At 41.5% G+C, this 26,129-nt stretch carries 24 protein-coding genes and 3 pseudogenes; 20 read left to right on the top strand and 7 right to left on the bottom strand.

The genetic code is table 11. The annotated features are described in order from the left end of the window. The first annotated feature begins 5 nt into the window (after nucleotides 1-5). The 10 genes and pseudogenes from B5D77_RS18500 to B5D77_RS18460 form a co-directional block, all read left to right on the top strand. Nucleotides 6-254 carry a type II toxin-antitoxin system Phd/YefM family antitoxin gene (locus B5D77_RS18500; RefSeq protein ID WP_002739617.1) on the top strand — a complete coding sequence of 83 codons (249 nt, stop codon included), beginning with the start codon at nucleotides 6-8 and terminating at the stop codon, nucleotides 252-254. Continuing rightward, the gene (locus tag B5D77_RS18495; RefSeq protein ID WP_106909402.1) at nucleotides 247-516 is read left to right on the top strand and encodes a type II toxin-antitoxin system RelE/ParE family toxin; all 270 of its coding nucleotides are present in this window, start codon (nucleotides 247-249) and stop codon (nucleotides 514-516) included. The genes B5D77_RS18500 and B5D77_RS18495 overlap by 8 nt, the downstream gene beginning before the upstream one ends. Before the next feature lie 82 nt (nucleotides 517-598). Further along, nucleotides 599-889: a UPF0175 family protein gene (locus tag B5D77_RS18490; protein ID WP_079206348.1), complete on the top strand. Its 291-nt coding sequence runs from the start codon at nucleotides 599-601 to the stop codon at nucleotides 887-889. Then, nucleotides 873-1,367 (top strand): DUF3368 domain-containing protein, encoded by a 495-nt coding sequence (locus B5D77_RS18485; protein WP_106909401.1) that lies wholly within the window; start codon nucleotides 873-875, stop codon nucleotides 1,365-1,367. The genes B5D77_RS18490 and B5D77_RS18485 overlap by 17 nt, the downstream gene beginning before the upstream one ends. 27 nt (nucleotides 1,368-1,394) lie before the next feature. Further along, entirely contained in the window at nucleotides 1,395-1,616 is a 222-nt protein-coding gene (locus tag B5D77_RS18480; RefSeq protein WP_002780145.1) for a hypothetical protein, read from the top strand. A gap of 50 nt (nucleotides 1,617-1,666) precedes the next feature. Further along, the gene (locus B5D77_RS18475; RefSeq protein WP_371515170.1) at nucleotides 1,667-1,996 is read left to right on the top strand and encodes a type II toxin-antitoxin system VapC family toxin; all 330 of its coding nucleotides are present in this window, start codon (nucleotides 1,667-1,669) and stop codon (nucleotides 1,994-1,996) included. After that, nucleotides 1,989-2,201: a hypothetical protein gene (locus B5D77_RS26300; RefSeq protein WP_173915172.1), complete on the top strand. Its 213-nt coding sequence runs from the start codon at nucleotides 1,989-1,991 to the stop codon at nucleotides 2,199-2,201. Before B5D77_RS18475 ends, B5D77_RS26300 begins: the two co-directional genes overlap by 8 nt. A gap of 75 nt (nucleotides 2,202-2,276) precedes the next feature. Next, nucleotides 2,277-2,588, top strand: a pseudogene (locus B5D77_RS18470) (DUF3782 domain-containing protein); the annotation flags it as partial. 263 nt (nucleotides 2,589-2,851) lie between these two features. Continuing rightward, nucleotides 2,852-4,100 (top strand): annotated as a pseudogene (locus tag B5D77_RS18465) (ISNCY family transposase). Between the two features lie 326 nt (nucleotides 4,101-4,426). Next, nucleotides 4,427-4,774 (top strand): annotated as a pseudogene (locus B5D77_RS18460) (DUF3782 domain-containing protein); the annotation flags it as partial. A 215-nt stretch (nucleotides 4,775-4,989) separates the two neighbouring features. On the opposite strand, the gene crtO reads toward B5D77_RS18460, so the two are convergent. Beyond that, nucleotides 4,990-6,636 (bottom strand): beta-carotene ketolase CrtO, encoded by a 1,647-nt coding sequence (gene crtO / locus B5D77_RS18455; protein ID WP_008203680.1) that lies wholly within the window; start codon nucleotides 6,634-6,636, stop codon nucleotides 4,990-4,992. Between the two features lie 145 nt (nucleotides 6,637-6,781). On the opposite strand from crtO, the gene B5D77_RS18450 reads away from it, so the two are divergent. Further along, entirely contained in the window at nucleotides 6,782-7,105 is a 324-nt protein-coding gene (locus B5D77_RS18450; RefSeq protein ID WP_106909399.1) for an STAS domain-containing protein, read from the top strand. A 104-nt stretch (nucleotides 7,106-7,209) separates the two neighbouring features. Here B5D77_RS18450 and B5D77_RS18445 read toward each other — a convergent pair whose 3' ends face one another. Further along, entirely contained in the window at nucleotides 7,210-8,346 is a 1,137-nt protein-coding gene (locus tag B5D77_RS18445) for a PP2C family protein-serine/threonine phosphatase (RefSeq protein WP_106909398.1), read from the bottom strand. A 172-nt stretch (nucleotides 8,347-8,518) separates the two neighbouring features. On the opposite strand from B5D77_RS18445, the gene B5D77_RS18440 reads away from it, so the two are divergent. The 3 genes from B5D77_RS18440 to B5D77_RS18430 all read left to right on the top strand — a co-directional run bounded on the left by B5D77_RS18440 (nucleotide 8,519) and on the right by B5D77_RS18430 (nucleotide 10,688). Beyond that, on the top strand, nucleotides 8,519-8,962 hold the full coding sequence (locus B5D77_RS18440; RefSeq protein ID WP_008203672.1) for an ATP-binding protein: 444 nt from the start codon (nucleotides 8,519-8,521) through the stop codon (nucleotides 8,960-8,962). Then, complete coding sequence (locus B5D77_RS18435) at nucleotides 8,931-9,755, top strand: sulfurtransferase (RefSeq protein WP_008203670.1); 825 nt, start codon at nucleotides 8,931-8,933, stop codon at nucleotides 9,753-9,755. The genes B5D77_RS18440 and B5D77_RS18435 overlap by 32 nt, the downstream gene beginning before the upstream one ends. 381 nt (nucleotides 9,756-10,136) lie before the next feature. Continuing rightward, the gene (locus B5D77_RS18430; protein WP_002751943.1) at nucleotides 10,137-10,688 is read left to right on the top strand and encodes an NYN domain-containing protein; all 552 of its coding nucleotides are present in this window, start codon (nucleotides 10,137-10,139) and stop codon (nucleotides 10,686-10,688) included. A gap of 111 nt (nucleotides 10,689-10,799) precedes the next feature. Here the strand turns inward: B5D77_RS18430 and B5D77_RS18425 are convergent, their stop codons facing one another. Next, entirely contained in the window at nucleotides 10,800-11,975 is a 1,176-nt protein-coding gene (locus tag B5D77_RS18425; RefSeq protein ID WP_008203668.1) for an esterase-like activity of phytase family protein, read from the bottom strand. A gap of 37 nt (nucleotides 11,976-12,012) precedes the next feature. On the opposite strand from B5D77_RS18425, the gene B5D77_RS18420 reads away from it, so the two are divergent. Next, nucleotides 12,013-13,197, top strand: a complete 1,185-nt coding sequence (locus B5D77_RS18420; RefSeq protein ID WP_008203666.1) for a lipopolysaccharide assembly protein LapB — start codon at nucleotides 12,013-12,015, stop codon at nucleotides 13,195-13,197. A gap of 131 nt (nucleotides 13,198-13,328) precedes the next feature. Continuing rightward, complete coding sequence (locus B5D77_RS18415) at nucleotides 13,329-14,381, top strand: LOG family protein (RefSeq protein ID WP_106909397.1); 1,053 nt, start codon at nucleotides 13,329-13,331, stop codon at nucleotides 14,379-14,381. A gap of 3 nt (nucleotides 14,382-14,384) precedes the next feature. On the opposite strand, the gene B5D77_RS18410 is transcribed toward B5D77_RS18415, so the two are convergent. Beyond that, the gene (locus B5D77_RS18410; RefSeq protein WP_106909396.1) at nucleotides 14,385-14,774 is read right to left on the bottom strand and encodes a hypothetical protein; all 390 of its coding nucleotides are present in this window, start codon (nucleotides 14,772-14,774) and stop codon (nucleotides 14,385-14,387) included. 160 nt (nucleotides 14,775-14,934) lie between these two features. Between B5D77_RS18410 and queA the strand changes: the two genes are divergently transcribed. From queA to B5D77_RS18390, 4 genes are all read left to right on the top strand, one after another. After that, entirely contained in the window at nucleotides 14,935-16,032 is a 1,098-nt protein-coding gene (gene queA / locus B5D77_RS18405) for a tRNA preQ1(34) S-adenosylmethionine ribosyltransferase-isomerase QueA (protein ID WP_106909395.1), read from the top strand. A 162-nt stretch (nucleotides 16,033-16,194) separates the two neighbouring features. Then, on the top strand, nucleotides 16,195-17,883 hold the full coding sequence (locus B5D77_RS18400) for a serine protease (protein ID WP_008203660.1): 1,689 nt from the start codon (nucleotides 16,195-16,197) through the stop codon (nucleotides 17,881-17,883). 785 nt (nucleotides 17,884-18,668) lie between these two features. Then, entirely contained in the window at nucleotides 18,669-19,775 is a 1,107-nt protein-coding gene (gcvT, locus tag B5D77_RS18395; protein ID WP_008203658.1) for a glycine cleavage system aminomethyltransferase GcvT, read from the top strand. Between the two features lie 257 nt (nucleotides 19,776-20,032). After that, entirely contained in the window at nucleotides 20,033-21,763 is a 1,731-nt protein-coding gene (locus B5D77_RS18390) for an NFACT family protein (protein WP_106909394.1), read from the top strand. A 462-nt stretch (nucleotides 21,764-22,225) separates the two neighbouring features. Here the strand turns inward: B5D77_RS18390 and B5D77_RS18385 are convergent, their stop codons facing one another. From B5D77_RS18385 to B5D77_RS18375, 3 genes are all read right to left on the bottom strand, one after another. After that, entirely contained in the window at nucleotides 22,226-23,110 is an 885-nt protein-coding gene (locus B5D77_RS18385) for a hypothetical protein (RefSeq protein WP_106909393.1), read from the bottom strand. A gap of 189 nt (nucleotides 23,111-23,299) precedes the next feature. Further along, on the bottom strand, nucleotides 23,300-24,664 hold the full coding sequence (locus B5D77_RS18380) for a DUF3370 domain-containing protein (RefSeq protein ID WP_106909392.1): 1,365 nt from the start codon (nucleotides 24,662-24,664) through the stop codon (nucleotides 23,300-23,302). A gap of 90 nt (nucleotides 24,665-24,754) precedes the next feature. Beyond that, nucleotides 24,755-25,942, bottom strand: coding sequence for an RNA-guided endonuclease TnpB family protein (locus B5D77_RS18375; protein ID WP_106909391.1), 1,188 nt, complete (start codon nucleotides 25,940-25,942; stop codon nucleotides 24,755-24,757). Nucleotides 25,943-26,129: the final 187 nt, after the last annotated feature.

Raw genomic sequence — 26,129 nt, 5'->3', positions numbered from 1 at the left:
TAGTTATGAAAACATTAGGAGCCTCAGAAGCAAAAAATCGCTTTGGCGAACTGTTAGACTTGGCTCGAAGAGAACCAGTAAAGATAGCAAAAAAGGGACGTAATGTTGCAGTCGTGCTGTCAATCGAGGAATTTGAGAGATTTTCCGAGTTAGAAAATCAACTTTTGGCTTTACAGGCAGAAAAAGCTCATCAAGAAGGTTTTATCGGAACAACAGAAAGTGAGGCTTTACTGTCAGAAATTTTAAATGCTTAAGATTAACCTATCTCGACAGGCAACTAAACGCTTAAAAAAACTGCCAGATAAACACGCCAAACAAGTAGCCACAAAAATAACCGAACTGAGAACAAATCCCTATCCCCAAGATTCTCTAAAGTTAAAAGGATACTCTTATCATAGAGCCGATATTGGTGAATATCGAATCGTTTATCGTGTTGAGGAGCAAACACTAGAAATCTTGCTGATTGACAAACGAAACGATGATGAAATTTATAAACAACTAAAGAGAAAAATATAGAGAATCTTAATTATCAACCATCAATTAATTAGCGATATTATTCCTGCTAAAATCAAGAAAAACAAATTATTTTTAAACACTCATGAACATTAACGTAACATTTCCCGAAGAACTTCTCATTGCCGCCAGAGAAGAAAAAGAAGCCTTCTCTCGTAAAGTTATCATTTATACATTAGGGCATCTTTATCAAGAAGGAAAAATTTCAGCAGGAATCGGCGCACAAGTATTAGGCTGCGATAAATATACATTTTATACACTTCTCTCTGAGTATGGTTTTTCCATTATTGATTACACAGCAGAAGAATGGGAATCAGAAATACAAACCAGCCGTAAATTAGCCCAAAAAATCCAAGAGAATGAAGATAATTGTTAATTCTACACCGATCATCGCCTTATCTTTGATTAATCAATTAGATCTTCTTAATCAGCTATTTAATGAAGTGATTATTCCTTGGGCAGTTTATCAAGAAATTGTCATCGCTGGAGATAATAAACCGGGGGCAAAAGAACTCAAAAATGCCAATTGGATTCAAGTTCAAGAAGTTGCATCATCATCTCCTCTTGAACCGCTATTACTAGGATTAGATCGAGGAGAATTAGAAGTTATTCTCTTGGCAATTTCAATCAAACCAGACTGGGTAATTATAGATGAGAAATTAGCAAGAAGAGTTGCCAAAGCTATGGAATTAACCGTCAAAGGAACATTAGGAATTCTCTTGGTTGGTTTTTATGCAGGTTATCTATCTAAACAAGAAATTTTAGATTTATCACAACAGTTAGTTGATTATGTAATTCGTATTAGTTCTCCGATTCTTAATTGGCTAAAAACAGAATTAGACAATGATCATTAATACCAAATCAATACAAAATAAACTACCATGAAACAACTAATCGTACACATTCGTGACCAAGAAAAAGCAGAAACACTCTCTAAAATTTTAACTGCTTTAGATTTTGTTGACTCCGTAGAAATCATCGAAGATCAAACAACATTATCTGATAACGAGCAAGATTTTTTTGCCCTAGCAGGATTGTGGGAAGACAGGGATATTACCCCTAAATCTATCCGTGAAGCAGCATGGCGAGAAGAAAACCGATGATTTTATGTGACACCAATATCCTCATTTAATTCTATAAAAACAACCATAGAATTATCGAAGAGCTTCGCCATATTGGACTAAATCAACTAGCCATTAGTTCCATTACTCAAGCCGAATTATATTATGGAGCAATCAATAAAAATGAACTAAACAAAATCAAAATACATCTCGGATTGCTACATACCTTTCCTGTAGATGTCGCAATATCCAATCAATTTATTAACTTAATGGAAACCTACTCCCTCAGTCACAAACTCAACATCCCTGACGCTATCATTGCCTCAACAGCATTAGTGCAGAATATTAAGCTATATACATTGAATTTGAGAGATTTTTGTTTTATTAAAGGCTTAGAACTCTATGATCTGTCAAATGAATAACCCATCAACGTTAGCATTTTCCAGCGTTCAGCGAACCAGTCATGAATTAGTCAAAAAATCAAAGAGAATGAAGATAATTGTTAATTCTATTCCCAATTTAGTCCCTTTAATCCTTCATTTTGGGGGGAGGTTGCCTGAAGAGAAGTGTATCAAAGTATTAGGGATGTTAGTGGCTGGTGGCGGTGATTCTTGTCCCATTAATTAACAATGATTAATTATTAATTAATCGGCAAAATTCAGTAAAATAGTAATAGACCAAATTAGAGAGAAAAAATCATCTATGGCAACTACATCCGAAGACGTATGGAGACTCTTAGCCGAATTAGCGACTGCTCAAGCCGAATTGACTGCTGCTCAAAAAGAAACTGACAAACAACTCAAGGAAACTGACCTACTATTGAAGGAAGTCAGTCAACAACAGAAGGAAAACGCCCAACAAATCAAGGAAACTGACCGACAACAGCAGAAAACTGACAAACAACTCAAAGAATTAGGTCAGCAAATTGGGGGACTCGGGACAAAATTCGGCAGCTTTACCGAAGGACTTGCTCTCCCTTCAATGGAAACGATTCTCAGACAACGGTTTGGTATCAGCAATTCTCATTTTAAAAAGTAACAAGTGATACAGACAGAAACAAAGCTTTAAGCAAGCTACAAAATGCGCTCCCGCGAGTGCGACTGCATCGCAGAGAAGTGAGTATATAGAGTATTTATACTCAAAATATTTGAAAGATGGGAGAAATCTAGAACAAAAGTTCTCTACATCAGAAAGAGAACCAAATAAAAATTGATGATTGTTGTCTGTTGAGGTAAAATTATTAAGTTGGAAATATTAATTAATCAAACTGTTCTGCGATGACGAAAAAGGCTGTGACTTTAGAAATTCCTGAATTAATACAATTTTTAGTTCAAGAATTACATGACTTACCCGATGACAGAAAACCAGGAAACAATACCAAATATCAGGTAGAAGATGCAGTTAAGGCGGCTTTTTCGGTTTTTTTTACTCAGTCACCTTCTTTTTTAGAGCATCAACGTTTGATGAAAAGTAGTAAGGGAAAAGATAATGCTTCAAGTTTATTTGGTATCAAAAAAATACCTTGTGATAATCAAATCAGAAACCTGTTAGATCCTATCCCAGCTGCCACAATATTTGGCTCTTTTCAACAAGTCTATCAATGGTTAAAAAAACAGGGAGTTATTAAAAAATTTTTCTACTTAGATGAGGAAATTTTAATAGCTTTAGATGGTACGGAATATTTTTCTTCAAAGAAAATTAGTTGTCCCCATTGTAATTGCCGCAATGCTCGTAATGGAACGACAACTTATTTTCATGGTTGCGTCACGCCAATTGTGGTTTCTCCTGAGCAAAAACAAGTGATTAATTTAGAACCAGAATTTATTAAAAAACAAGATGGGCAGCAAAAACAAGATTGTGAAAATGCGGCTGTTAAAAGATGGTTAGATAAGAATCATCAAAAGAAGTATGGTTATCCTGTAACCCTGTTAGGAGATGACTTATACTCTCGCCAACCTATCTGTGAGTTAGCTCTAAAACAAGGTTATAATTTTATTTTTGTTTGTCTTGAAACTTCTCATAAAACCTTATATGAATGGCTAGAATTTTTAAAAAAAAGTGGAGAAGTTAAAGCCGTAGAAAAGAAACAATGGGATGGAGGAAAGAATCTCATTTATCGTTATCGTTATGTTTCTAGAGTTCCTCTGAGAGAGGTCGAGTCAAGTCTCGAAGTTAATTGGTGTGAAGTCACGGTCATTAATGAAAAAACACAGAAAATTATCTATCAAAATAATTGGATTACCAATCATGAAATTACTGAAAATAATGTTGAAAAAATTGTCAAAGCTGGACGCAGCAGATGGAAAGTTGAGAATGAAGGAAATAACGTTCTTAAAAATCACGGTTATAATTTAGAACATAATTTTGGTCATGGTCAAAGTCATTTATGCGAGTTCTTGTTGTCTTTAAATTTACTAGCTTTTTTATTTCATACCGTTTTAGATTTAGTTAATCATACTTATCAAAAGATTCGTGAGTTATTAGTTACTCGCACCAGTTTTTTTAATGATATTCGTACTTTATTAAAATATTTTTGGTTTAAGAATTGGTCAGAGTTTTTCTTGTTTATTCTTACCGAATATGTCCCGCTCAAAAAAATAAATTCTAGTTAAAAATGTCAATTTTTCGAGAGAAGGAAAGATTATTTTATTCATTGAAAAAAACCAGAAATTAGGTCAGAATTTCAGCTAAATTTATGAGTTGAGATAAGTTTTTTATGGGCAGATATTTTAAAACTGTCTCTTGAAGCTAATTATGATGATTATCTTGAAAAAAAATGATAATTAGACAGAAGTTCTCTTGTTCACATAGAGAACTTTATCTTCTTTTGTTTTCAAAATGAGAATTGCTGGTTTGGTATGGAAGTTATCAGTCCCAGTGTGCGAGTCAGTAAAGATGGACAACACCTAGAAATTGATCTCCTTGCCTATACCAATGGTGAGCTAAATACCGCCTATATCGTTGAGGTTAAAAGTCATGCCAGAGAAGAGTCTATTACACAATTAAAAAGTATTTTGCAACGGTTTCGCCGCTTTTTTCCTGAACACAAAGATAAAAAACTCTATGGCATACTAGCATCGGTTGACTTATCGAACGAATTACGCGAAAAAATTCTGCAAGAAGGGTTTTATGTGGCTCGGATTCATGACCAAGTATTTGAACTCGATATTCCCGATAATTTTCAACCTCAAACCTATTAAAACAGCAAAAGCGATCGCTTTTGATCTGAATCTTGTCCGGGATGACTTTTATCAAGAAAAACAATCACCTTCTTTTCTCAATCATCGATCGTTTTGACCTGTAAGGGTAAGTCAAAAATTTTTACCTACCCCCCACCTCCTACACCACGCACCCCGTCTCCTTTTCAGGCTCTCTGTCACCCCACGAGGGATCGGTATTTTGGGGAGGACGGGATTTAGTTAAATAATCTTTGCAGAAAAGTGCTTTGATCCCGCAGGAAAACCTGAGCGCAATTGCGCCCCGGCATCCCCGAAATTGAGCCGCCGGGGTGAGTTCCTGCCCCAGTTAAATAAAGGTTTTTAATGGGGGTTTTGTAGTTAGCTATTTCTGGCAAAGGACGCAGGAAAATCATCTGATCTAAGGTCATATCAAGATGATAGTAATTACCCTTATAGGAACCCAAACGATTAGCTAATTCGGCCGGACTTTCCACCCGACGAGCAATAATGGCGGATTTGAGATTCGGGGCATAATCGGCCAGTTTATCAAGAACTCGATCGGCCACGCGATTTTTTAATTCTTCCGTCCATCCCGTGCCGTTTAATCCCGTTCCCTCGGCCCCGGCAATCTGATAGGGGGCAAAAAATTCGATCCAGAGGGTATGCTTGCCTTGGGGAGCCATGGAGGGATCGAGAATAGTGGGGACATCTAGGTACATCGAGGGATTTTCGTCGGGAATCTGCCCCAAAATCGTTAAAGCGTGGGCCTGTTCAACGTGACGCACGGAATCGGCGATGAGAATCGTTCCCTGTAAATACTCCTCTTTGTGATCGTAAGCCTCAAACCTTGGCGCTTCGGCGAGGGCGCAATCAATTTTAAGAATTGTTTCATTGTTATTGACAATTCGCCGTTCTACCCTTTCTCGCAATTCCGGATCAGCGGCATCCACATCGGCGGGGGCGACTAACTGTAAAAAGACTCGTCTAGCGTCAATATTAGAGATAACAGCTGCTTTTGCCAGATATTCCTGTCCAGAGTCCACCCTAACCCCGATCGCTTGTCCTTCCTCAATTAGAATCTGTTTAACTTTCTGCTCGGTTAAAATTACCCCACCGAGACTGACAACACATTTCACCAGAGCCTCGGTTAGTGCGCCCGTACCACCACGAGGGCGAGCCACCCCGGGGGAGTGACGCATCGCCATCATCATCATCCCGGAGGTAATACCTTTTTGGGAGGGAGGAGCGCCAATTTCTGCCGCTAGACGAGCCAGGGGTGCTTTGACAAATTCGCTCTCAAACCACTCATTGAGGACATCTTCGGGGGAAGTAATCATCGTGCGGATGAAGTCGAGCAGTTTCTTTTTCGAGCCGATCGCTTTCCAGACACTAGCTAAGGCACTAGAGTTATAATTGCGGGCGATTCTGAGCAAATCTTGGGGCGGAGCGTTAAACCAAGGCCCGATCGCATTCATCAACTGTCCCCAATAGTCGATAAACTGAAGGTAACGATCGGCATCTCGCGGACAAAACTGGGCAATTGCGGCGTGAGTTTTTTCCAGAGAGCGATAGGAAAGAAAATATTGGCCGGAGGGATGGGGACAGAAAACGGTAGGATCGAAGAATAAATACTCTAATCCGTGGCGTTTTAGCTCCAATTCCTCAATTACCGGTCCCAAAAAAATAAATTCGTGATCGATCGCACAGAGATTAAACTTAAAATCGGGGGCTAGATCTGGGATAACCGCTTCTGTGGTAGCCGCTCCTCCCGGTACGCTACGCTGTTCCAGAAGGAGGACGCGATAACCGGCTTTGAGGAGATAGGCGGCACAAACTAAACCATTATGCCCCGCACCGATGAGGATGACATCGTAACTTTCCATGCAGTTTCAAAAATTCCTATTTTTAATTTTGCGCTTTTCTTGACCCTAATATGTTAAAAATAGTTAAAGATTCGCTGCCGTCAGCAGATTTCAGTGAGCAGTTATCAGTGAGCGGGTAGAAAACCTTTAATTTTTTCTTTTTTTTATGAGTTCTGCGATTAAAGTTATTCAACCATCGGGTATTTTAGATGGCAACCAAGCCAGCCAATTTCGCCAAGAAATTGCCGAAGCCGTGCAGGGAGGTTCAGAGGTTATTATCGTTGATTTCCAGAATGTCACCTTTATGGATAGTTCTGGTTTAGGGGCGCTAGTTTTATCCTTAAAAACTGTGCGTTCTGCGGGGGGTAAACTATTAATCTGCTCGATTAATGAGCAGATAAAAATGTTATTTGAATTGACTGATATGGATCGAGTTTTTGAAATTTTTAATAACCGAGAAGAATTAGAACAAAAAATCCTCGGAAGTTAATTAAGTAGTCGTGCAAAAATTAATTTATTGGTTGGGATAGGCAAAAGGCAAGAGGCAAAAGGCAAAAGCTTTATCGAAATGTGTAATTAATTTTACTTAGGTACTTAACGAAAATCCACCTGCATAATCGAAAGATCATCCCTAAAATTGCCATCAAATTGTAAAGCTTGAATTTTTTCAATAAAATTATCGAGATTTTTAGCATAATTACAATGATAATTTCGCAAAGATTGAATAAAGTTCTCCAGTCCCCACATCCTACCATCGGCACAATCGATCTCGTAAATTCCATCGCTAAAAAGATAAAGGCTACTGGGGAAATTCAGGCATTTAACCTGATTAATATATTCCGCTTCCGGAAACATCCCGATGGGAAAACCGGGGGCTTTCAGTCTGGTTTCAATCATCTGGCCAAAAGGTTTTTGAGTCAGGAGAACTGCTGGGGGATGACCGGCGCTGGCATAGGTTAACTGTTGTTGTTTCCGATCATAAATTCCGTACCAAATAGTAAAATATTTATCATTCTTAGGACTGATTTGATAAACTTGATTTAACCCTTGTAAAACCTGATTAGGTTGATAGTAATTCACCTGACTTAAACTGCGGGAACGGAGTAAATTAATCACCGAAAGGGAAGGTAAAGCCGCTCGCAAACCATGGCCAGCCACATCTAAAAGATATAACATCAAATGGTCCTTATCTAACCAATAATAATCAAAGCCATCGCCCCCCAATCGACGAGAAGGAAGGAAGCGAAAATCGATAGCAAGTTTTGGAGAAATGAAAGGTTCTGGTAACAGCGATCGCACATATTCCGCAGCCTCCGCTAACTCCATTTCTAGTAATTGTTTTTGCGCTTGCAGATCATGACTTAATTGATACAAACGTATTCCCGCCCGCACCCGCGCTCTTAACTCATTAATCTCGATCGGTTTACATAAAAAATCATCTGCCCCCGCATCCAATCCCCTCACCCGATCCTCCACCGATCCCAAAGAAGTTAAAAGGATAAAAAAAGTCGTTGACAGTTGGGGATTGAGCTTAATTTGCCGGCAAACTTCCAACCCATCGATCCCCGGCATCATCCAATCACAAATAATCATCGCCGGGTTCAGTTGCCCCGCTTGCTTTAATCCTTCTTCCCCATCACCGGCAATAAAAACCTCGTATTCCTTCTGCAACGCGCGGCTCAAAAACGTTTGAATTACTCCATCATCATCAATTACTAGAATTCGTACCATTTTTTTTGTGACTCGACTATCTCAATCTTACTGCCTACTCCTGACCCCCTGACAGATGACTTTGCTTGTCCCTCAACCAAAAATTAAATCCAGAATCGATCCAACACATCAGTCATAGTTGGGGAAAAATGGTATAACTTCTAGCGTAAGGCATTGCAGAGGTAAGCCGGGGGTGAAGATTTCTTTTCAGGTAGATAGCGATCTCAAGTCCTTAGATACCGTTTTAAAATATTTTGAGCAACTTGAACCGGCGGGCATTGCCCAAAAAGACTGGCTCCAGTGTCAGCTTGCTCTTGCCGAAGGTTTTACCAATGCTGTCCGTCACGCTCACCGACACCTACCTCCCGAAATCCCGATCGAGATCGAAATCGAGATTACCCGATCCCAGATGGAACTTCGCATCTGGGATCGGGGTTCCGTCTTCGATTTAGAGGGCTTTATCGAGAAAAATGCCCATCTTGACCATAGTTTCTCAGGTCATGGGCAAGGACTGCCGATCCTGCAAAAAATCGCCGATCAACTCAGTTATACTCACAATGAAGATCAGCGCAACTGTCTGTTAATTATTAAACAATTTTCCCGCCATGAATCCGATCGCGCCCCTCGTTTCTCCTAGTTGGTTAGTGAACAATCTCGATCGCCCCGATCTGATGGTTATTGACTGTCGTTTTCAATTAAACGATCCCGATCTCGGTTATCAAGAGTATTTAGCCAATCATATTGAAAATGCCTTCTATTTACACCTAGATCGCGATTTATCGGCTCCCGTTGCCCGTCATGGCGGACGTCATCCTTTACCGAATCCGCAGACAATAGCCGCTAAATTAAGCTCTTTAGGGGTGATTTCCGGTCAAACCCATGTGATCGCCTACGATGCCTCCCGTTTTGCCTTTGCCAGTCGTCTCTGGTGGTTATTACGTTATCTGGGCCATGAACGAGTCAGCATTCTCGATGGTGGTTGGCAAAATTGGTTAAATGCCGGTTATCCCGTCTCTAATCAGATACCTGTGCCAAAAACCGGCGCTTTTCTCCCCCAAGTTCAAGAGGATTGGGTAGTCACAATTGAGCAGCTAAAAAGGCAAAAAGAGCAAGCGGGAGTGGTGTTAATTGATGCTAGGGAAAGCGATCGCTATCGGGGCGAAAGGGAACCGATCGATCCGATCGCCGGCCACATTGAGGGGGCGCTTAATTATCCCTGGTTAGAAGTCACCGATAGTCAGGGTTTTTCCCAACCCCTGGCCGAGCAAAAACAACGTTGGCAAGAGCGGCAAGGCGATCGAGAAATTATCCTCTACTGTGGTTCGGGAGTGACAGCCTGTGTCAATATCCTTTCCCTTACCCTAGCCGGATACGACAATGTTAAGCTATATTCTGGAGGTTGGAGTGATTGGTGTTCCTACCTGATCTAACCGGCCCTATTGATACCCATCTATCGAGAAAGATTATCAAAATGACCTAATTACTGTACAATCCCTCTATTATCACTTTTAATTATTCCGAAACTATTATCTAGTTTGTCTCCTAAGTGGGTGGGTGGAATTAAATATAAGATAAACGTAGGTTGGGTTGAAGCATGAAACCCAACGCCCGCATGGGTTACGCTACCGCTAACCCATCCTACAAATAATTGTGTCTCCCTACTTAGACAAAAAAGCTAATTTTTATTTTAGTTGCTATCCTTTTGCTCTCAAATCACCGCTATTCCCCAAAGAATAGTCGTTTTCCCCCGTAAAATTACTAAAAGGTAATTTTATAGTTAAACTCTATAAAAAATTAGGTATGTATTTTGTATGACAGAAGCCGGTCTTTGTCATTGTAATGGTGGCACCCGTCCGAAAGATCGCCTTTCGATTTTTGTGGATGGCAATAATATGTTTTATGCTCAACAAAAAAATGGTTGGTTTTTTGACCCGCGCAAGGTGTTAAATTACTTCACCAACGACCCGAATATTATGTTAATTAATGCCTTTTGGTACACGGGTTTAAAAGATTCCCAAGATCAAAGAGGTTTTCGCGATGCTTTAATTAGTTTGGGTTATACGGTGAGAACGAAAATTTTGAAAGAATATTATGATGATAGTTCCGGTCGTTTTTCCCAGAAAGCTAATTTAGACATCGAAATTGTCGTCGATATGTTTAATACTGTCGATCAATACGATCGAGTGATTTTATTTAGCGGTGATGGCGATTTTGAACGAGCGATCGAACTATTGCGCTCTAAAAATACTCATATTACCGTAGTTTCTACGGAAGGGATGATCGCTAGGGAATTACGCAACGCCACCGATCGCTATATTGACCTGAATGATATTCGCAAAGATATCGAAAAAAGTGATTATTAACCGGCCGTTTTGTCTTTAAACCAGCTATTTATCCTATTTTTCTTTATTGGTAGTCCTCACCCCAACCCCTCTCCCAGAAGGGGATAGGTGAGGCAATTAACCATCTCTTGTTTATTTTTCCTTGAGTCGAAATAGTAAAAACTGATTGACCTGATTGGGATTAAAGTTATTATCACTGATTAAAATCAAAGAGCGACTACCATCTGGTAATCTTGGACCGAGAGTCATTCCTTCCAAATTATCTAAATCAATCCCCAAAGTCCCTAAATCTAGTAATAATTTTTTCCGCAAGGGTTGCACCTGTAAAGCTTCTAATTCCCCCGGTATTCTGGCGATTTTCGAGGTATCGGTGGCGCTTGCGTTAACTACCTGAAAGAGTTTCGCTCCAAAACCTTCTAAACCAAAAGTTCGCTCTAAACTGAGAAAATAACCCTCTTTTTCTAAAGCTAATAATTCCGTTAAACCGTAGTATCTCGCACCACTGGGTGGCTCATCTAACACATACAATTGTTCTGATACTAACACCGGCGCACCAATCGGATCAATAACATAATGAAGAAGTCGCACTCTGAGATTTTCTGCTCTTTTTCCCGTGGGACTATCTTGAATTAAAGCACTTTCTGTTGCAGTAAACAAACGAAAAGGATCATCTTTAAGAGTGCTGGTAATCCCTAAAGTTAAGGATTCAAAACCTAAATTATCCCCGATTCCTTTTTGATTGCTATCATCCGGTAAAAAGCGATTAGGAATTAACAAAGACTCCTTTAATTGTCCCTGCAAATCAAATTCAGCCACAAAAGGAGCAATTCCCTCTTTAACCGCACCTTCACTGGAAATAAACAAAGTTTGTCGGGGCGAAAAAGCGATACCTTCCGGGTCGATCGATCCCTTTTTAAACGTTTCTCCCTTGCCATCTTTTAGGAACGTAACCGCCTCTAAATTCACTTTTTCGATTTTTTCATCATTTATCTGCAAACTAGCCGTATAAAAGCGGGCCGGAGCTTTCTGAGAACGATCATCACTGAGGAGATAAAAGCGGTTATTGGCGCGATCATAGGTAATTGCCGATAATCCCCCCACCCTTGTCCCTTGATAATCTGCTTCTGGTAATTGATATTCTCCCAGAAACTCGACCGAGAGAGGTGGAAACATTCGTTGTTCTGCCAAAACTTGCGGGGAGACACCACAGGCAGCCAGACTAAAGGTTACAATCAAACTAGCAATTAAACCCAAAATTGGGAAACGGTAATTTTCGGCAGTCAGTCTCTTATAGAATCGATCGATCACAAAATATAACCCTCTACTACGCTCTTATCAATCTATTATGCTACGTTTTTCTCTCAGTTTATGGCTCTGTTTGATCGGTACTTCCCTTCCTCTCCTAGCACAAACAGAAACCCCTGCACCCAATCCCCTCGAAACTCCCCTAAAAAGTCCTTTATTACCCGCAATTGATCGCCCTTTAACTCCCTTGGAGCATCGTCAACTGTTATTATACATCGATCAACGCGATGCTGAAGCTCAAGCTAAATACGATGCGGGATTAAATGAGGAAGCTTTTCCCATCTGGTATGAAGTGATTAAATTAAATCGTTATTTAGGAGCAAAAGAAGAAGTAAAATCTTTGGGAAAAGTGGGGTTAGCAGCTTGGAATCGAGATCGAACTGAGGATGTTAAATTAATTACTGCTCGTTTAAAATCTTTGCAACAAACCGCAGAAACTAACCAGACAATGGAGGAGGAACTATTAGCATTATTAGGTACATCCTATCAACAGGTACGAGCTTTTAATGAGGCGATAATTATCTATGATAAAATCCTAGCTACTGCCAGAAAATCTGGGGATAATCTGGCAGTAGAAGCAAATTTAAATCAACTTGGTCAAATTCATTTATCCCGTTTTGATTATCAAAAAGCAGCCCCAGTCTATGAGGAATTATTAGCAGTAGCTAAAGCACGGAATGACTCGCTCAAGCAAGGAATTTATCTGCAAAGATTAGCAGAAATTTATCGAGAATCTCTACAACCAGCTAACGCAGTAAAAATTAAAGAAGAAATAGCTGAAACCCAGATCAGAAATCAGCAAATACAGTTAATCCCCGCTCTAAAAATTCAAATTGGTTTGGATTACCAAGCTTTAAAAGATGCAAATAAAGCCAGCCAAAACTTTCAAGAAGCCTATTCTCTCGCTTTGGCTTTACAACAGTACGGCACGGCAGGAGAAGCTTTAAATAAGTTGGCAGAACTTTATAAAAGTTATCAACAGGTAGATTATGCTTTACAAATCTATCAAGAATCAATTAAAGTCCATGAATTAGGCTATAATTACTACGGTTTAATGAATACCTACGATCAAATCGGTCAAATTTATCTAAAGAGAAAAAATTATCCCCAAGCTTTACTCGCTTTCCAAAAAGGTGCGGAATTAGCCCAAGCTATCCGTTATCGTGAACAATATTTTCAAACCCAAATCACCCAAATTAATCAAGCAATAAATAATCCTGAATAGTGATCTTTAAGTATTTGAATAGTTAACTATCAGATGGACAGGGAAATGGGGAAGTGGGGAATTTCAACTAAAACCCTAAAACCCTAAAACCCCAACACCCCAACCCACAACACCCTAAAACCCAACCCCCAATGGACAACTCCTATTCTCAATTAAGGGAAGACTTGCTGAAATTGCTGCAACGCTTGCCACAGTCGAAAGATAGTAAATGGATTCAAAGATCTCTGGAAGCAATAGTCAGAATTGCCGGGGAGGAAATCGATCGCCTCGATTGGAAAATTTTAACCTATGCGATCGAAGATCTAGAAAAGGGATTTCAGGTATTTTACCCCTACCGTCACATTCGTAAACTGACCATTTTTGGCTCGGCACGCATCAAACCTGACAGCAGTGAATACCGTCTGGCAGTAGAATTCGCGCGCTGTATCAGTCAATACGGTTTTATGGTGTTAACTGGCGCTGGGGGTGGCATCATGCAGGCAGGGAATGAAGGCGCCGGACGGGAAAATTCCTTCGGATTAAATATTCAGCTACCCTTTGAACAGGGGGCTAATCCCTATATCATAAATGATGCCAAATTAATCGATTTTAAATATTTCTTTACCAGAAAACTATTTTTTCTGCGGGAAAGTGACGCAGTAGCTTTATTCCCCGGCGGTTTCGGCACCCAAGATGAGGCCTTTGAGACGCTTACCCTCTGTCAAACGGGTAAATACGGACCTGCACCCCTAGTATTGATTGATGAGCCGGATGGGGACTACTGGCAAACTTGGCAAGAACAAATTAGTGAAAATCTGCAAAAAAGAGGACTGATATCCGCCGAAGATCGGAATTTTTATACAATTACCAACGATCTAGACTACGCTTGTCAAACAATTCGCCACTTCTATCGGGTGTATCACTCCAGCCGTTTTGTGGGAGAATCCTTTGTTATTCGTCTTAACCACGAACTAAGCGGGGAACAGATCGAACAAATTAACCAAAACTTCGGCGATATCCTAGTTAAGGGGAAAATCGAACCTAGTCAAATTCTAGAACGAGAGAGTCGGGATTCCAGCCACCATTTACCCCGTCTAGTTTTTTACTTTAACGGCAAGAGTTACGGACGCTTGTATCAGTTAATTGCTCACATCAACGATTTGAGTCCTGTAGTTGCTCTCGAAGAGCATCCCGAAAGAAAATAAACCCTAGGCCAGAGTTTCCGGACAGTATCCTAAACCCTTAGTAAATTGTTGCCGAAAAGCCTCTATATCTTGCTGATCCGGGGTACCATGGGACACGATCGCCACCTGGTAACGACGCATGACATCAATGGGGGATTGTCCCGTTTCCAAACTCCAAAAAACCATCTGGAGACGCATTTCCGGTTGATAGGGAATCCCTAACTCATTCATGTAGGCGCGAAAATCACCGTGTTGGCAAGGGGTGAGCATTTGATTAAACTTTATCTTGACCACCCAACCGTTAATCTGATGAATAACCGTCATGACGGAGGAGGGCAGATGAGTCATCGATCGCAGGTATTCGGTGACTCGTAGCGTTAAACTAGCATTAGCAAGAAAATAGAGATAGTCCATAGTGGCCGCCGGGCTATTGGCTAATAGTCACAATTAGTGTTATATCTCTAGTCTGACGATAGACCGTTCTCGATACCAAGGGGAGAAATCCCCGATTTAGTGAAGTTCGCCTGGGTAGGATTACCCAACTTTTGCGAAGATCTTTATGATGACAATGACGATGACCCCTGACCAACTACTCTCTAGCTACGATTATCACCTTCCTCCGGAGTTAATTGCCCAAAATCCCGCAGAACCCCGAGACAGTTCCCGTCTTTTGGTGGTAGATTCTCCCAATAGTCATAATTTGGCTATTTTTCGGGATTTACCCACTTGGTTAGAGTCGGGGGATTTGCTGGTTTTCAACGATACCCGGGTGATTCCGGCCCGTTTATTTGGCCGTAAAACCACGGGTGCCCCCGTAGAAATATTACTACTAGAAGAACAGGATGACCATCGTTGGTTATCCCTAGTCAAACCGGGAAAACGCTTTAAAGTCGGTTCAGAAGTCCTTTTTTATCCGAAAACAGGGCGAACGGAAGACGAAGCAAAATTATGGTTAGCGAAAATAATCGACCGAGATCTGAATACCGGTGGTCGTCTGCTGGAATTTCAACCTCATCCCGGGCGCAGTTTTTGGGATATGTTGGAAGAGTACGGTCATATTCCTTTCCCCCCCTACGTCACCGAATCGGAAGCAGAAGAAGACCGTTATCAAACAGTTTACGCTGATAAACAGGGTTCTGTGGCCGCTCCCACGGCCGGACTACATTTTACTCCCGAATTATTCCATAAGCTCGCCCAGAAGGCCATAGATACCGCCTATATCACCCTTCATGTGGGGGTGGGAACCTTTCGTCCCGTGGAAGTGGAAAATATTGCAGAACACATAATGCACCAAGAATTTTTGCAGATTTCCGCCGAAACTGCCCAAAAAATCGCCCAAACAAAGGCCAAAGGTGGCCGGGTTATTGCCGTGGGGACGACGGTGGCCCGCGCTTTGGAAGGGGCAATCAAAGAAACTAAGAGCCAGAAATTAACCGCTTTTCAGGGAAAAACCAATTTATTTGTCTATCCGGGTTATCAATGGCGAGTTATCGACGGCATGATCACTAATTTTCACCTACCCAAGTCTAGTTTGATGATGTTAGTTAGTGCCTTAGTCGGACGGGAAAGACTACTGGCATTGTATCAAGCAGCTATCCAAGAACGTTTCCGTTTCTATTCCTTCGGTGACGCTATGTTAATCCTACCCAGCGCTTGCAGCGGTAATCGGTAAGTAGTTGGACAAAATTACCTTCATACCCTAGAAAGAAGGAGGAGCAGAACTGCGGAAAGGGCAACAGGAAAGGGAAAAATATGTGTAAGCGGCCCGCGCATCTAAATTGGTCTAGGTCGATTATCGAAACACCTCTAGCCTGTTGTCTATCCTAACCAAGAAATGAAAAGAAAAGATGTTAAAATCGGTCGCCGCCATTTTGGCAAATCCTGGCAAATATTGGTGATTATTGCCTCAGTCGCCGCTGCTCCCTTTGCTATTTTTTATCTGATTGCCTTGGCTTATCTTTGGCAAGGCGATCGACTTTTGGCCGCGGGGGAGAAGGAATCGGCTCTGTCTGCTTACCGAACCGTTTTATCTTTCCACGAAAATTCAGTTCAAGCCCATATAAAAATCGCTCAGGTCTTGCAAAGTCAAAAACGCTATTCTGAAGCCTTAGAAGCATATAATCGTGGCTTTATCGTTAATGATAAACCACCGATGGAACCCTCCCAAAGTAATTATTTAGTGGCTTTGGGGGATATCTTCGCCCAAGAGGAAAAATGGTCAGAGGCGATCGATGCCTACCAAAAAGCAATTATGATTAAACCAACTTTTAAAGCGCAATTTCAGCTAGGAAAAGCCCTTTATAGTTTACAACGTTGGGATGAGGCGGCGAAAGCTCTGCAAGCAGCGGTTTTTCTCGATCCTAGTCAGGGAAAAGCCTATTTTTATCTGGGAAAGGCCTACAGTGAACAGCAACTCTGGCAAGAGGCCAGTTATGCCTATGAGCAAGCTCTAGAATTGATACCTAGTCAGGGTGAAATCTACAAAAAATTAGGAGAAGCCCTAGGAAAACAGGGAAAATGGCAGGAAGCAGAGCAAATATATCGACAGGCTTTAATTTACGCTCCTAAAGATGGGGATATTTATAATTATCTGGGCAAAGCTTTAGCGGAACAGGGAAAACTAGGGGCAGCCATGGCAGTTTTTCAACAGGCGCGGCAAATTAGCCCCAAGAATGCTAATATTTACGAAAATCTTTGTTATACCTATATCAATAGCGGTCAGATCGATGAGGGTCTAAATTGGTGTCGGCAGGCCGTAGAAATTGATCCCAATTTATCAGAAGCTAGATTTATTTTACAGGAAATTCAACGGGGGCGATTAATTCACGACAATCCCGAATTATTAAAAATGCCAGAGATAATTCCCAGTGTTAAGAGTGATCCTCTGGTGAATTTAAAACGCTCAATTGTTAAAATTGTCGTGCGCGGCAAAAATAAAAATGGTATCGGCACTGGTTGGTTATTAAAACGAGATCAAGATACAGCTTGGATCGTGACTAACCGCCATGTGGTGACGAATTACCGTCAAGAAATCGATGCAGGGTCCCGCATTTTTGTGGAGTATTATAGCCAACCACCCCAGGGAAAAATTCGCAAGCGTTCAAAAGCTAAAATTCTCCACACTACCCCCGCTGACGACTGGCTCGATTTAGCAGTATTGGAGGTAAAAAATCCCCCCCCAGATTTAAAACCTTTAGCTTTAGCACCCCTACCAATTGCCGCTAATCAACCAGTAATCTCGATCGGTAATCCTTTTAATCAAAAAGATTGGACTGTCAGCAAAGGCACGGTTAATGATAATAACGAAAAATCCTTAAGTTTATCCATGTTTGTCGTTTCTGGACAGTCGGGAAGTCCAGTTTTAAACGATAAAAATCAAGTGGTGGGAGTGATTTCCCAAGCGAGTTTATTTTGTGCCAATCCCTCTACTCCTAAACCCCTAGAAAATGCCGTTAGATTGGGCTGCGGTTTCGCGATTCCCATTGACAGAGTGCGAGAAAGGTTAAGGGAGTGGCAATTATGAATTATGAATTATGAATTATGAATTATAAATTATAAATTATGAATGATGAATTGGGGAGTGGGGAACTTTTTCAGTTATCAGTGAACAGTAATCAGTAATCAGCTTCTGAAGGCAAGAGGCAAAAGAAAGAATCTGGCAATTCTCCTACCTAACAAGAAGGTTATAAACTAAGTACATCAAAGCTTTTAGATTAACAAATTAGGTTTTAGTTTCGGCCTTTGTTATTAGTTATCAGTGGATAGTGATCCTAAATCCGGTTATTAAAAACTGATTATTTATTCCCCTTTGCATGAGTGCCTCTTGCATGACTGCCTCTCCGCATAACTAGCCTGTACTCAACGGATTTAGTATGATTTATCACTGTTTACTGTTTACTAAGTACCTAAGCAAAATTAATTACACATTTCGATAAAGCTTTTGCCTCTTGCCTATTGCCTCTTGCCTGTCTTCACTAGGAAATTTATTTTGCATGACTACTTAAGTAGCTGGTTATAATTAAATTAAAAATGGATTTTAGGTTCGATCCCCCCTTAGTCCTAGGGTTGATTCATAGTAGGGTTGATTCATAGTAGGGTTGATTCATGAATCAACCCTACCCTTAGTCCCCCCTTGATAACGGTGGTGTCTGATAATTTTTAACGCCTACCTACTTATTTACTGTTTACTGGTTACTGATAACTGTTTACTGGTCACTGATAACTGATAACTGATAACTGATAACTGGTCACTGATAACTGATAACTGCTATGCTACTCTAGGCAGAAAACCATTTGATCGAGAACACCGTGGCTAACCAAGAAGCAACTTCCCCCGCTATTCGTACCCCCTTATACGAGCTAATTGCCCAACAAACCAGCAAATTTACCCCTTTTGCGGGTTGGGAGATGCCGATACAGTTTAGCGGCCTAAAAACCGAACATAATGCTGTCCGCAGTGGTGTCGGGATGTTTGACATTTCCCACATGGGCAAATTTATCTTAACTGGCGATAATCTGGTTCAATCTCTCCAAACCCTAGTTCCCTCTAATTTAGCCCGTTTAAGGGCAGGAAAAGCACAATATAGCGTTTTACTCAACCCGGACGGTGGCATAATCGATGATATTATCTTTTACTACCAAAGCGAAAACCAAGGCGTATTAATTGTTAATGCCTCAACCACCGATAAAGATCGAGAATGGATTTTAGGCAATTTAGAGGGGTCGGGGGTCAAATTAAAAGATTTATCGCGAGAAAGGGTCTTAATCGCCCTGCAAGGACCCAAGGCGGCGACAATTTTACAGCCCTTGATCGGGGAAAAATTAAGCGATTTTGGCCTATTTAATCACTGGGAAAGCCAGCTTTTCGGGGAAAAAGTTTTTATCGCTAGGACCGGTTACACGGGAGAAGATGGCTTTGAAATTATGGCCTCCCCTGAAATCGGACAGCAACTTTGGACAGAATTCTTAAATTTAGGGGTGACTCCCTGCGGTTTAGGGGCCCGGGATACCCTGCGTTTAGAGGCAGCTTTAGCCCTTTATGGACAGGATATCGACGATAGCACGAGTCCCCTAGAGGCTGGCTTAAATTGGTTGGTTCATCTGCCAGAAAAAGGCGATTTTATCGGTCGTGATGTCCTTGAAGACCAAAAACTTAATGGTGTCAATCGCCTCTTGGTGGGATTGCAGATGTCCGGCAAACATATCGCTCGTCACGATTATCCGGTAGTATTTGCCGGGGAAGCGGTGGGTAAAGTTACCAGTGGCACTTTATCACCAACTTTAAACACAGCGATCGCTTTAGCCTATCTTCCCACACCTTTCGCCTCGATCGGACAGGCGATCGAAGTGGAAATCCGCGGCACCACCTACCCCGCTACCGTCGTTAAAAAACCCTTTTACAAAAGTAAAAAGTAGTGGTTTGTTTCAGCTAATTTGGTGTATTAGAAAAATGCTATAAATTCTATAATCTAAGACTTTAAGCCGAAATCTATTGCCCTATTTTAGCTGAAACAGTCCAGTAGGGTGCGTTAGCGCAGCGTAACGCACCAACCTAAAGCACCGAGAAAAAAGGAGCAATAATTTGGTGGGTTACGGCGAACACAAAATCAATACTAAACTGTAGCAGTTACCGTCGCCTAACCCACCCTACAGCTGATAACTGATAACTGAAAATGCAATCCGTAGACTTTACCACCCTCAGCGCCACTTGTGCCGAAATTGCAGCCACTTGGCTACCGGCGAGACTAGAACAAGTGTATCAAATTGATCGCCAAACGATCGCCCTCTATTTACGAACCTTTGATTGCAAGGGATGGTTAATTATTTCTTGGCATCCCCAAGGGGCGCGGCTGCATATTGGTGATCCGCCGCCGAAAATCCCCGATACCTTCACTTTTAGCGATCAATTGCGTCATCAACTCAATGGTTTTGCGCTGACGAAATTAGCATTTGTGGCCCCGTGGGAAAGAGTCATCGATCTGCAATTTGCCAAACGTCCCGATGATCCGGCGCTGTGGCATTTGTATATAGAAATTATCGGCAAATATAGCAATGTGATTTTAACTGCGGCTGACAATCAAATTGTCACCGTTGCCCATCAAGTCAATGCTACCCAGTCTAGTGTTCGCACCGTACAAACGGGACAAATCTATCAACTACCCCCCGTTTTATTGGCCACAGATCCCAGTTTAGAAGAATCCTTGAGCAGTTGGCAAGCCAGAGTTAGTTTAATCCCTAAAACTATCGAAAAACAGTTAGTTAGTACCTATCGTGGGGTTAGTCCAGTTATCGCTCGATCGCTGTTGCAAAAAGCCAAGATTAACCCGAAATTAAACACCGATCAGTTAGATACTAATGATTGGGAAAAGCTTTTTTCAGTCTGGCAAGAATGGTTAAAAATCCTTGAAAATAAAACCTTTCAACCCGGATGGACAAGCGAAGGTTATACAGTGATCGGTGGGGAGATGCTGGCAGCGGCTAAAAATGTCCAAGAATTATTAAACCGTTATTATAGCGACCAAATTAATCAAGAAAGCTTTCGACAACTACAGCAAAAATTAAATCAAAAAGTCATCTATTTACTGACTAAACTGCAAACCAAAGCGGCGGGATTTCAAACAAGACTAGCAGAATCCGCTCATGCCGATCGCTATAAAGAGCAAGGGGATTTATTAATGGCCAATCTCCAGCAAGTACAGCAGGGAATGACTAGCATTAGTTTGGCGGATTTTCAGACAGGAAAACCTGTTATTATTCCTCTCGATCCCGAAAGAAATCCCGTACAGAATGCCCAATATTTTTATAAACAACATCAGAAATTAAAAAGGGCGCGGTTAGCGGTGGAACCTTTATTAGAGGAAGTGGTCAGTGAAATTAATTATCTCGAACAAGTGCGATCAAGTGTAAGTCAACTAGAAAATTATAGCAGCGGCGAAGATTTACAGGCTCTAGACGAGATACAAGAAGAATTAATTCAACAGAAGTATCTAGAAAGCAATTACCAGCGTAATCGGACGAATAATAAAGAATCGGAACCTATGCGCTTTATTACTCCCTCTGGAATAGAATTATGGATTGGCAGAAATAACCGTCAAAATGATCGGCTAACTTTCCGTAGTGCCAGCGATTACGATATTTGGTTTCATAGTCAAGAAATCGCCGGTAGTCACGTTTTACTGCGTTTAAGCCCTGGTACAGTTCCAGAAGCCGCCGATCTGCAATTTGCCGCCGATTACGCCGCTTATTATAGCCGCGCTCGCCATAGTGAACAGGTTCCCGTCGTCTATACCCGTCCCAAATACGTCTATAAACCCAAGGGTGCCAAACCCGGTATGGTGGTTTACAAACAGGAAACGGTAATCTGGGGCTGTCCTCAGAGGGTTGAGGATTACCGCAAAAAATAATTTTTTACCAAATTGTTTACTTTTTTTTACACAAAATGGGTATTGTCTGTTACAATTTTTACTAGAGAGACAAATGCAGTTCAGGCGCTTGGGAACGCAAGAACTATATTTCCTCAGATTACAACAACAAACAACAGCAAACCAGTGGTAGCAGCCGATAGTCGGGGGAAAGACACAAGAAACCGACTATTCAGGTGATATTAAAGCAACCACTGGTATTTTATCGCCTCTACTTAGGGTTTGCGGCAAAAAGTTTGTTGGTGGGGTTAGGAGTCAGGAGTCGGTCGTCAGGAGTCGGTCGTTTCAGGCTTTGTTGCCCTCTTTTTTTGTACCAGTTTATGTACTATGAGGAGAATAATGCAAGGTTTTTGAATGTCCCAATCCTATTTTCTTGCACTAACATCAGATTTTAACAGGTCAAAAGCCTTATTTTCAAAGGGTTTTACCATTATTCAGCAAGTCCTACTTAACCCGAACTGGGGTTAAGTAGCCATTTTTCAGGAGAAAAGCGCTCAGGGCAGCGGGAAAGTCTGGATATTTGCCGAGCGCTGTACTTTCGCCATGGATATCGAGACCCCAATCGGAGTTTTTATCGTAATTAGCGAGGAGAAATTGCCAAGCTTCTTCGTATTCTCCTAGGAGAATTTTTTGGGCGACATAACCAGCAAAAATGCCGTTAACTTCGGCTTTTTCTTTTTTAGCTAACTGCAAGGCTTTCAACATTGCCGCTAAAGTTTTCCTTAATTCTTGGGGATATTTTCTAGTGACATCTGCTAATTTACCCTGTTGAAAAGTATAAATTCTCGAGGGAGGAAAAGAGGCAGCGTAGGAACTAAAAGCATATAAAAAAGCATTATCAACGGTAACAAATTCATAATTATTATCTCCATCTAAATCTTCAAAGGAACCTCCACTACCATCTAAAAACCCCGTTTCTTCTCTAATAAATTTATCTTTTTGCCAAGTATAAATTACCAAGGATGTGCAGCAATGCGCGCCGCCGCTATAGGTAGAGACGATAATCTCATCAATGCCATTATTATCTAAATCTCTTAATTCAACATAGCCGGAACCAAAGGCACTATAACCGCTATTTTGCTGATAAATTTGCCCGTTATAAAAGATTTGATAAGAAACATTATTAATATCAGAATTATCATCAACTTTCTCGTTTAGGTCGATAGGTTGATAGCTAACTTGTACCTTAATTTTCCCCGATCTAACCACTTGATTTGTGAGGGGTTGACCGGCATCAAAATCGAGTTTAGTCACGGCTAAACTCGCGGCTGCATCGCCCAAGAATTGAGATAATAAGCAGAAAATAAAGCAAGTTTTGCTAATATTCATCGGCCGATTCACAGAGAGATTAATTTTAGTGTAAGTAGCTGGTTATAATTAAATTTAAAATGGCTTTTAGGTTCGATCCCCCCTTAGTCCCCCCTTAATAAGGGGGGCATCTGAAAGTTTTTAATACCCACCTACTTATCTTACTTATTTTTACCGACAATCAGCCGTTAACTTTTCGAGAAAAACTATCTATTGCAAAGTTTTAACGCTCAAAACTTGGGGGGGGGTGGCATCGGGGGGATAGAGAAAATCGAGATTAATGTCGCGTCGGGCGCCGGGGGGAAGTTCCACCTGTACTAAAGCTTCTCCCTGTTGTCCTTCCCGTTGAACGAGATGGAAAAAACGTTCCTCGGTACGTCCCAGGGCGTTACGATAGGTAACGCGTACCGCACCCCGGAAAAATACTGGTCCCTGGACAGGTTCAACAAATAACAAGCGATCGAGATAATTTTCTTCTTTAATTGGGGTTTGAATACTCAAAGCCACCAGCTGCGTTTTGCTAGTGTTGTTATATAGAGGTAAAGTCAGATAGTAGTGAACACCGTAATTACCGTGAGCTTTGAAAGCCGTATCGGGATAACGCACTAACATGGGGGCGCTTTGGATTTGTCTGGTTCCGAAAGTAGCTGCTGTCACCGTACTCAAAGGATAGGCGAAAGCTTGACCGGGTTGAGGAATGGTGAGATTAATTCCCCCTTTGGGATCAACAATGCGAGTTGCCCATTCCGAACCCACAGAAATTCCGGCCACGCGACCATAAAAATTTCTTCTTCCGGGGAACCATTGATCGGGGGGAGTGGGGGGAAAATCGCGAGGTGCGGCTAAATCACCTCTAACTAATAGGGTACGCCATTCCTCTAGGGTGGGGGGACGAAAGGTTTCTATTTCCCGATCTTCGATTTTGACTTTTTGGGGAACTTCGTAGAGGGCTAAATTGGCCATATAAACAGGGCCATCGCTGTAGAGACGCAGGAGAGTCGAGCGGGCGCTACTTCTGGGGATAACCAGATCGAAGAGCATCCGACTTTGGCCGGGGGGAATGACGATCTGGGTGGGAAATTGGGTATCATGGCGACGACGCATGATATCACTGGCTAAACGGGAACCGGGACCAGAAAAAACCCGGCCGTTGGGATCTTCCACCAGAGAGGGCAACTCGACAAAAGGGGCATCGGCCGAGGTGACGTAACTGACTCCTTGCAGGACGCGGATAACCAGGTTTCTGGAGGTGGGATTAGTAACGATCAGGCCCTGGTGTAAGTCGCGATCGGGATCGGTTTGACGAGCGATGTGGTGGGTGAAAACGTCAAAACGTCCTTGTAGGGGATGATTGAGATGGGCTACGGGATAACGTTTTCCTTTGCCGGGGAAAGTGGAGAGGAGAATTCCCTCTTTTTCTACGATTTCGGGACTATTGCTATTAAAAACTAGAACATCATTTAGTTGACCGGGCAACTGACGCACTTCCTGATATTGGGTGATTAATTTCCTCTCTATCTGGGGCAGAACCGAGGCGGACTGAGCTAAAAGAATAGTGGGTAAGAAAGAAAGCATAGAGATTCTATATTTATAGGATCTAATTAAGGGTGAGTCGATGGAGAGTTGACATCCTCACCGCCGTAAACGGACGGTGATTCCCAAACCTCACGATTTAGGTTTCTGCTTCTTTCCCTTGCGGGGTTCCGCACCTGCCTTAACAGATTTACTCTGTTCTGGTCTTATGGTCGCTCCACAGACTGACACCGCAAGCCCTGCGGCCAAAATATTTTTACTGGCGTTAATATCTCGGTCATGGTGTGTCCCACAGTTCGGACAGTCCCACTCTCGAACATTTAACGGCAGCTCTTTCACAATATACCCACAATTACTGCACCGTTTAGAACTGGGAAACCATCTATCTATTTCGATGTAATTTCTGCCGTACCAACGGCATTTATAGGCTAATTGTCGAGTGATTTCTCCCCAACTAACGTCAGATATTGCCTGAGATAATTTCGGGTTTTTGACCATATTCTTGACGGCTAAATTCTCAACCACAATCGTTTGGTTTTCACGAACTAATTGAGTGGTTAGCTTATGTAAATGGTCTTTTCTGCTATCGGTGATTTGAGCGTGAATCTTGGCTACTTTGATTCTTGCTTTTTCCCGATTTTTTGACCCTTTCTGTTTTCTAGAAAGATTTTTTTGTGCTTTTCGCAGTCTCCGATAATGCTTGTTAAAATGCTTAGGATTAGATACTTTATCGCCATTGCTGGTAATTACTAGGCTACTAATTCCTAAGTCAATTCCGATGGCTTTATCTGTTACTGGTAATGGCTTAATTGTTGGGTCATCAAATCTTATTGAGATATGCCAACGTCCAGAAGGATGTAATCTGACTGTTACTGTACTTGGTTCACATCCGTCTGGTATTTGTCTTGACCATCGAATAGGTAAAGGTTCTGTGCATTTAGCTAAATAGATTTGTCTGTCTTTAAATTTAAAAGCAGATTTGGTAAATTCGGCACTTCCTCCCTGATGTTTTTTCTTAAAGTTAGGATACTTAGTACGACCAGCAAAGAAGTTAGTGAAAGCTGTTTGTAAATGTCTTAACCCTTGTTGTAAGGGTACACAGCTTACTTCATTGAGAAAGTCTAATTCTTCTTGCTTTTTCCAATCGGTCAACATTGAAGAAGTTTGAGCGTAGCCTACTCTTTCTTGCTTTTCGTACCAAGCTTGTGTTCGTTCGTGGAGAGCTTTGTTGTAAACTAATCTTACACAGCCCAAAGTGCGCCGCAATAGCGACTCTTGTTCGGGTGTTGGGTAAAATCGGTAAGAATAGGCTTTTTCCATGTCTCACATTTTAGCATATATCGTGTAAATGCGCTAGTATTTAACAGTAAAGCCAACCTAGAACGGCGGGGTTTCAGACGCAAATTTTCGATGAAGTTATACAACAATATAGGTGAGTTTGTCCGGGCGATCGATAAAGAATCTTAATATATTTTTCAGGCCCGATCAAGTCATGTCAGGGGTGATG

It is taken from the genome of Microcystis sp. MC19 (assembly GCF_003019735.1).
GTDB lineage: Bacteria > Cyanobacteriota > Cyanobacteriia > Cyanobacteriales > Microcystaceae > Microcystis.
Note: the sequence above shows the minus strand (reverse complement) of the source record. Positions and strands in the feature narration are given on the sequence as shown.

Coding starts and splice junctions, on each gene's coding strand:
- B5D77_RS18500 (WP_002739617.1), top strand. CDS start 6: ATGAAAACATTAGGAGCCTCAGAAGCAAAAAATCGCTTTGGCGAACTG.
- B5D77_RS18495 (WP_106909402.1), top strand. CDS start 247: ATGCTTAAGATTAACCTATCTCGACAGGCAACTAAACGCTTAAAAAAA.
- B5D77_RS18490 (WP_079206348.1), top strand. CDS start 599: ATGAACATTAACGTAACATTTCCCGAAGAACTTCTCATTGCCGCCAGA.
- B5D77_RS18485 (WP_106909401.1), top strand. CDS start 873: ATGAAGATAATTGTTAATTCTACACCGATCATCGCCTTATCTTTGATT.
- B5D77_RS18480 (WP_002780145.1), top strand. CDS start 1,395: ATGAAACAACTAATCGTACACATTCGTGACCAAGAAAAAGCAGAAACA.
- B5D77_RS26300 (WP_173915172.1), top strand. CDS start 1,989: ATGAATAACCCATCAACGTTAGCATTTTCCAGCGTTCAGCGAACCAGT.
- crtO (WP_008203680.1), bottom strand. CDS start 6,636: ATGGAAAGTTACGATGTCATCCTCATCGGTGCGGGGCATAATGGTTTA.
- B5D77_RS18450 (WP_106909399.1), top strand. CDS start 6,782: ATGAGTTCTGCGATTAAAGTTATTCAACCATCGGGTATTTTAGATGGC.
- B5D77_RS18445 (WP_106909398.1), bottom strand. CDS start 8,346: ATGGTACGAATTCTAGTAATTGATGATGATGGAGTAATTCAAACGTTT.
- B5D77_RS18435 (WP_008203670.1), top strand. CDS start 8,931: ATGAATCCGATCGCGCCCCTCGTTTCTCCTAGTTGGTTAGTGAACAAT.
- B5D77_RS18430 (WP_002751943.1), top strand. CDS start 10,137: ATGACAGAAGCCGGTCTTTGTCATTGTAATGGTGGCACCCGTCCGAAA.
- B5D77_RS18420 (WP_008203666.1), top strand. CDS start 12,013: ATGCTACGTTTTTCTCTCAGTTTATGGCTCTGTTTGATCGGTACTTCC.
- B5D77_RS18415 (WP_106909397.1), top strand. CDS start 13,329: ATGGACAACTCCTATTCTCAATTAAGGGAAGACTTGCTGAAATTGCTG.
- B5D77_RS18410 (WP_106909396.1), bottom strand. CDS start 14,774: ATGGACTATCTCTATTTTCTTGCTAATGCTAGTTTAACGCTACGAGTC.
- queA (WP_106909395.1), top strand. CDS start 14,935: ATGACCCCTGACCAACTACTCTCTAGCTACGATTATCACCTTCCTCCG.
- B5D77_RS18400 (WP_008203660.1), top strand. CDS start 16,195: ATGAAAAGAAAAGATGTTAAAATCGGTCGCCGCCATTTTGGCAAATCC.
- B5D77_RS18390 (WP_106909394.1), top strand. CDS start 20,033: ATGCAATCCGTAGACTTTACCACCCTCAGCGCCACTTGTGCCGAAATT.
- B5D77_RS18385 (WP_106909393.1), bottom strand. CDS start 23,110: ATGAATATTAGCAAAACTTGCTTTATTTTCTGCTTATTATCTCAATTC.
- B5D77_RS18380 (WP_106909392.1), bottom strand. CDS start 24,664: ATGCTTTCTTTCTTACCCACTATTCTTTTAGCTCAGTCCGCCTCGGTT.
- B5D77_RS18375 (WP_106909391.1), bottom strand. CDS start 25,942: ATGGAAAAAGCCTATTCTTACCGATTTTACCCAACACCCGAACAAGAG.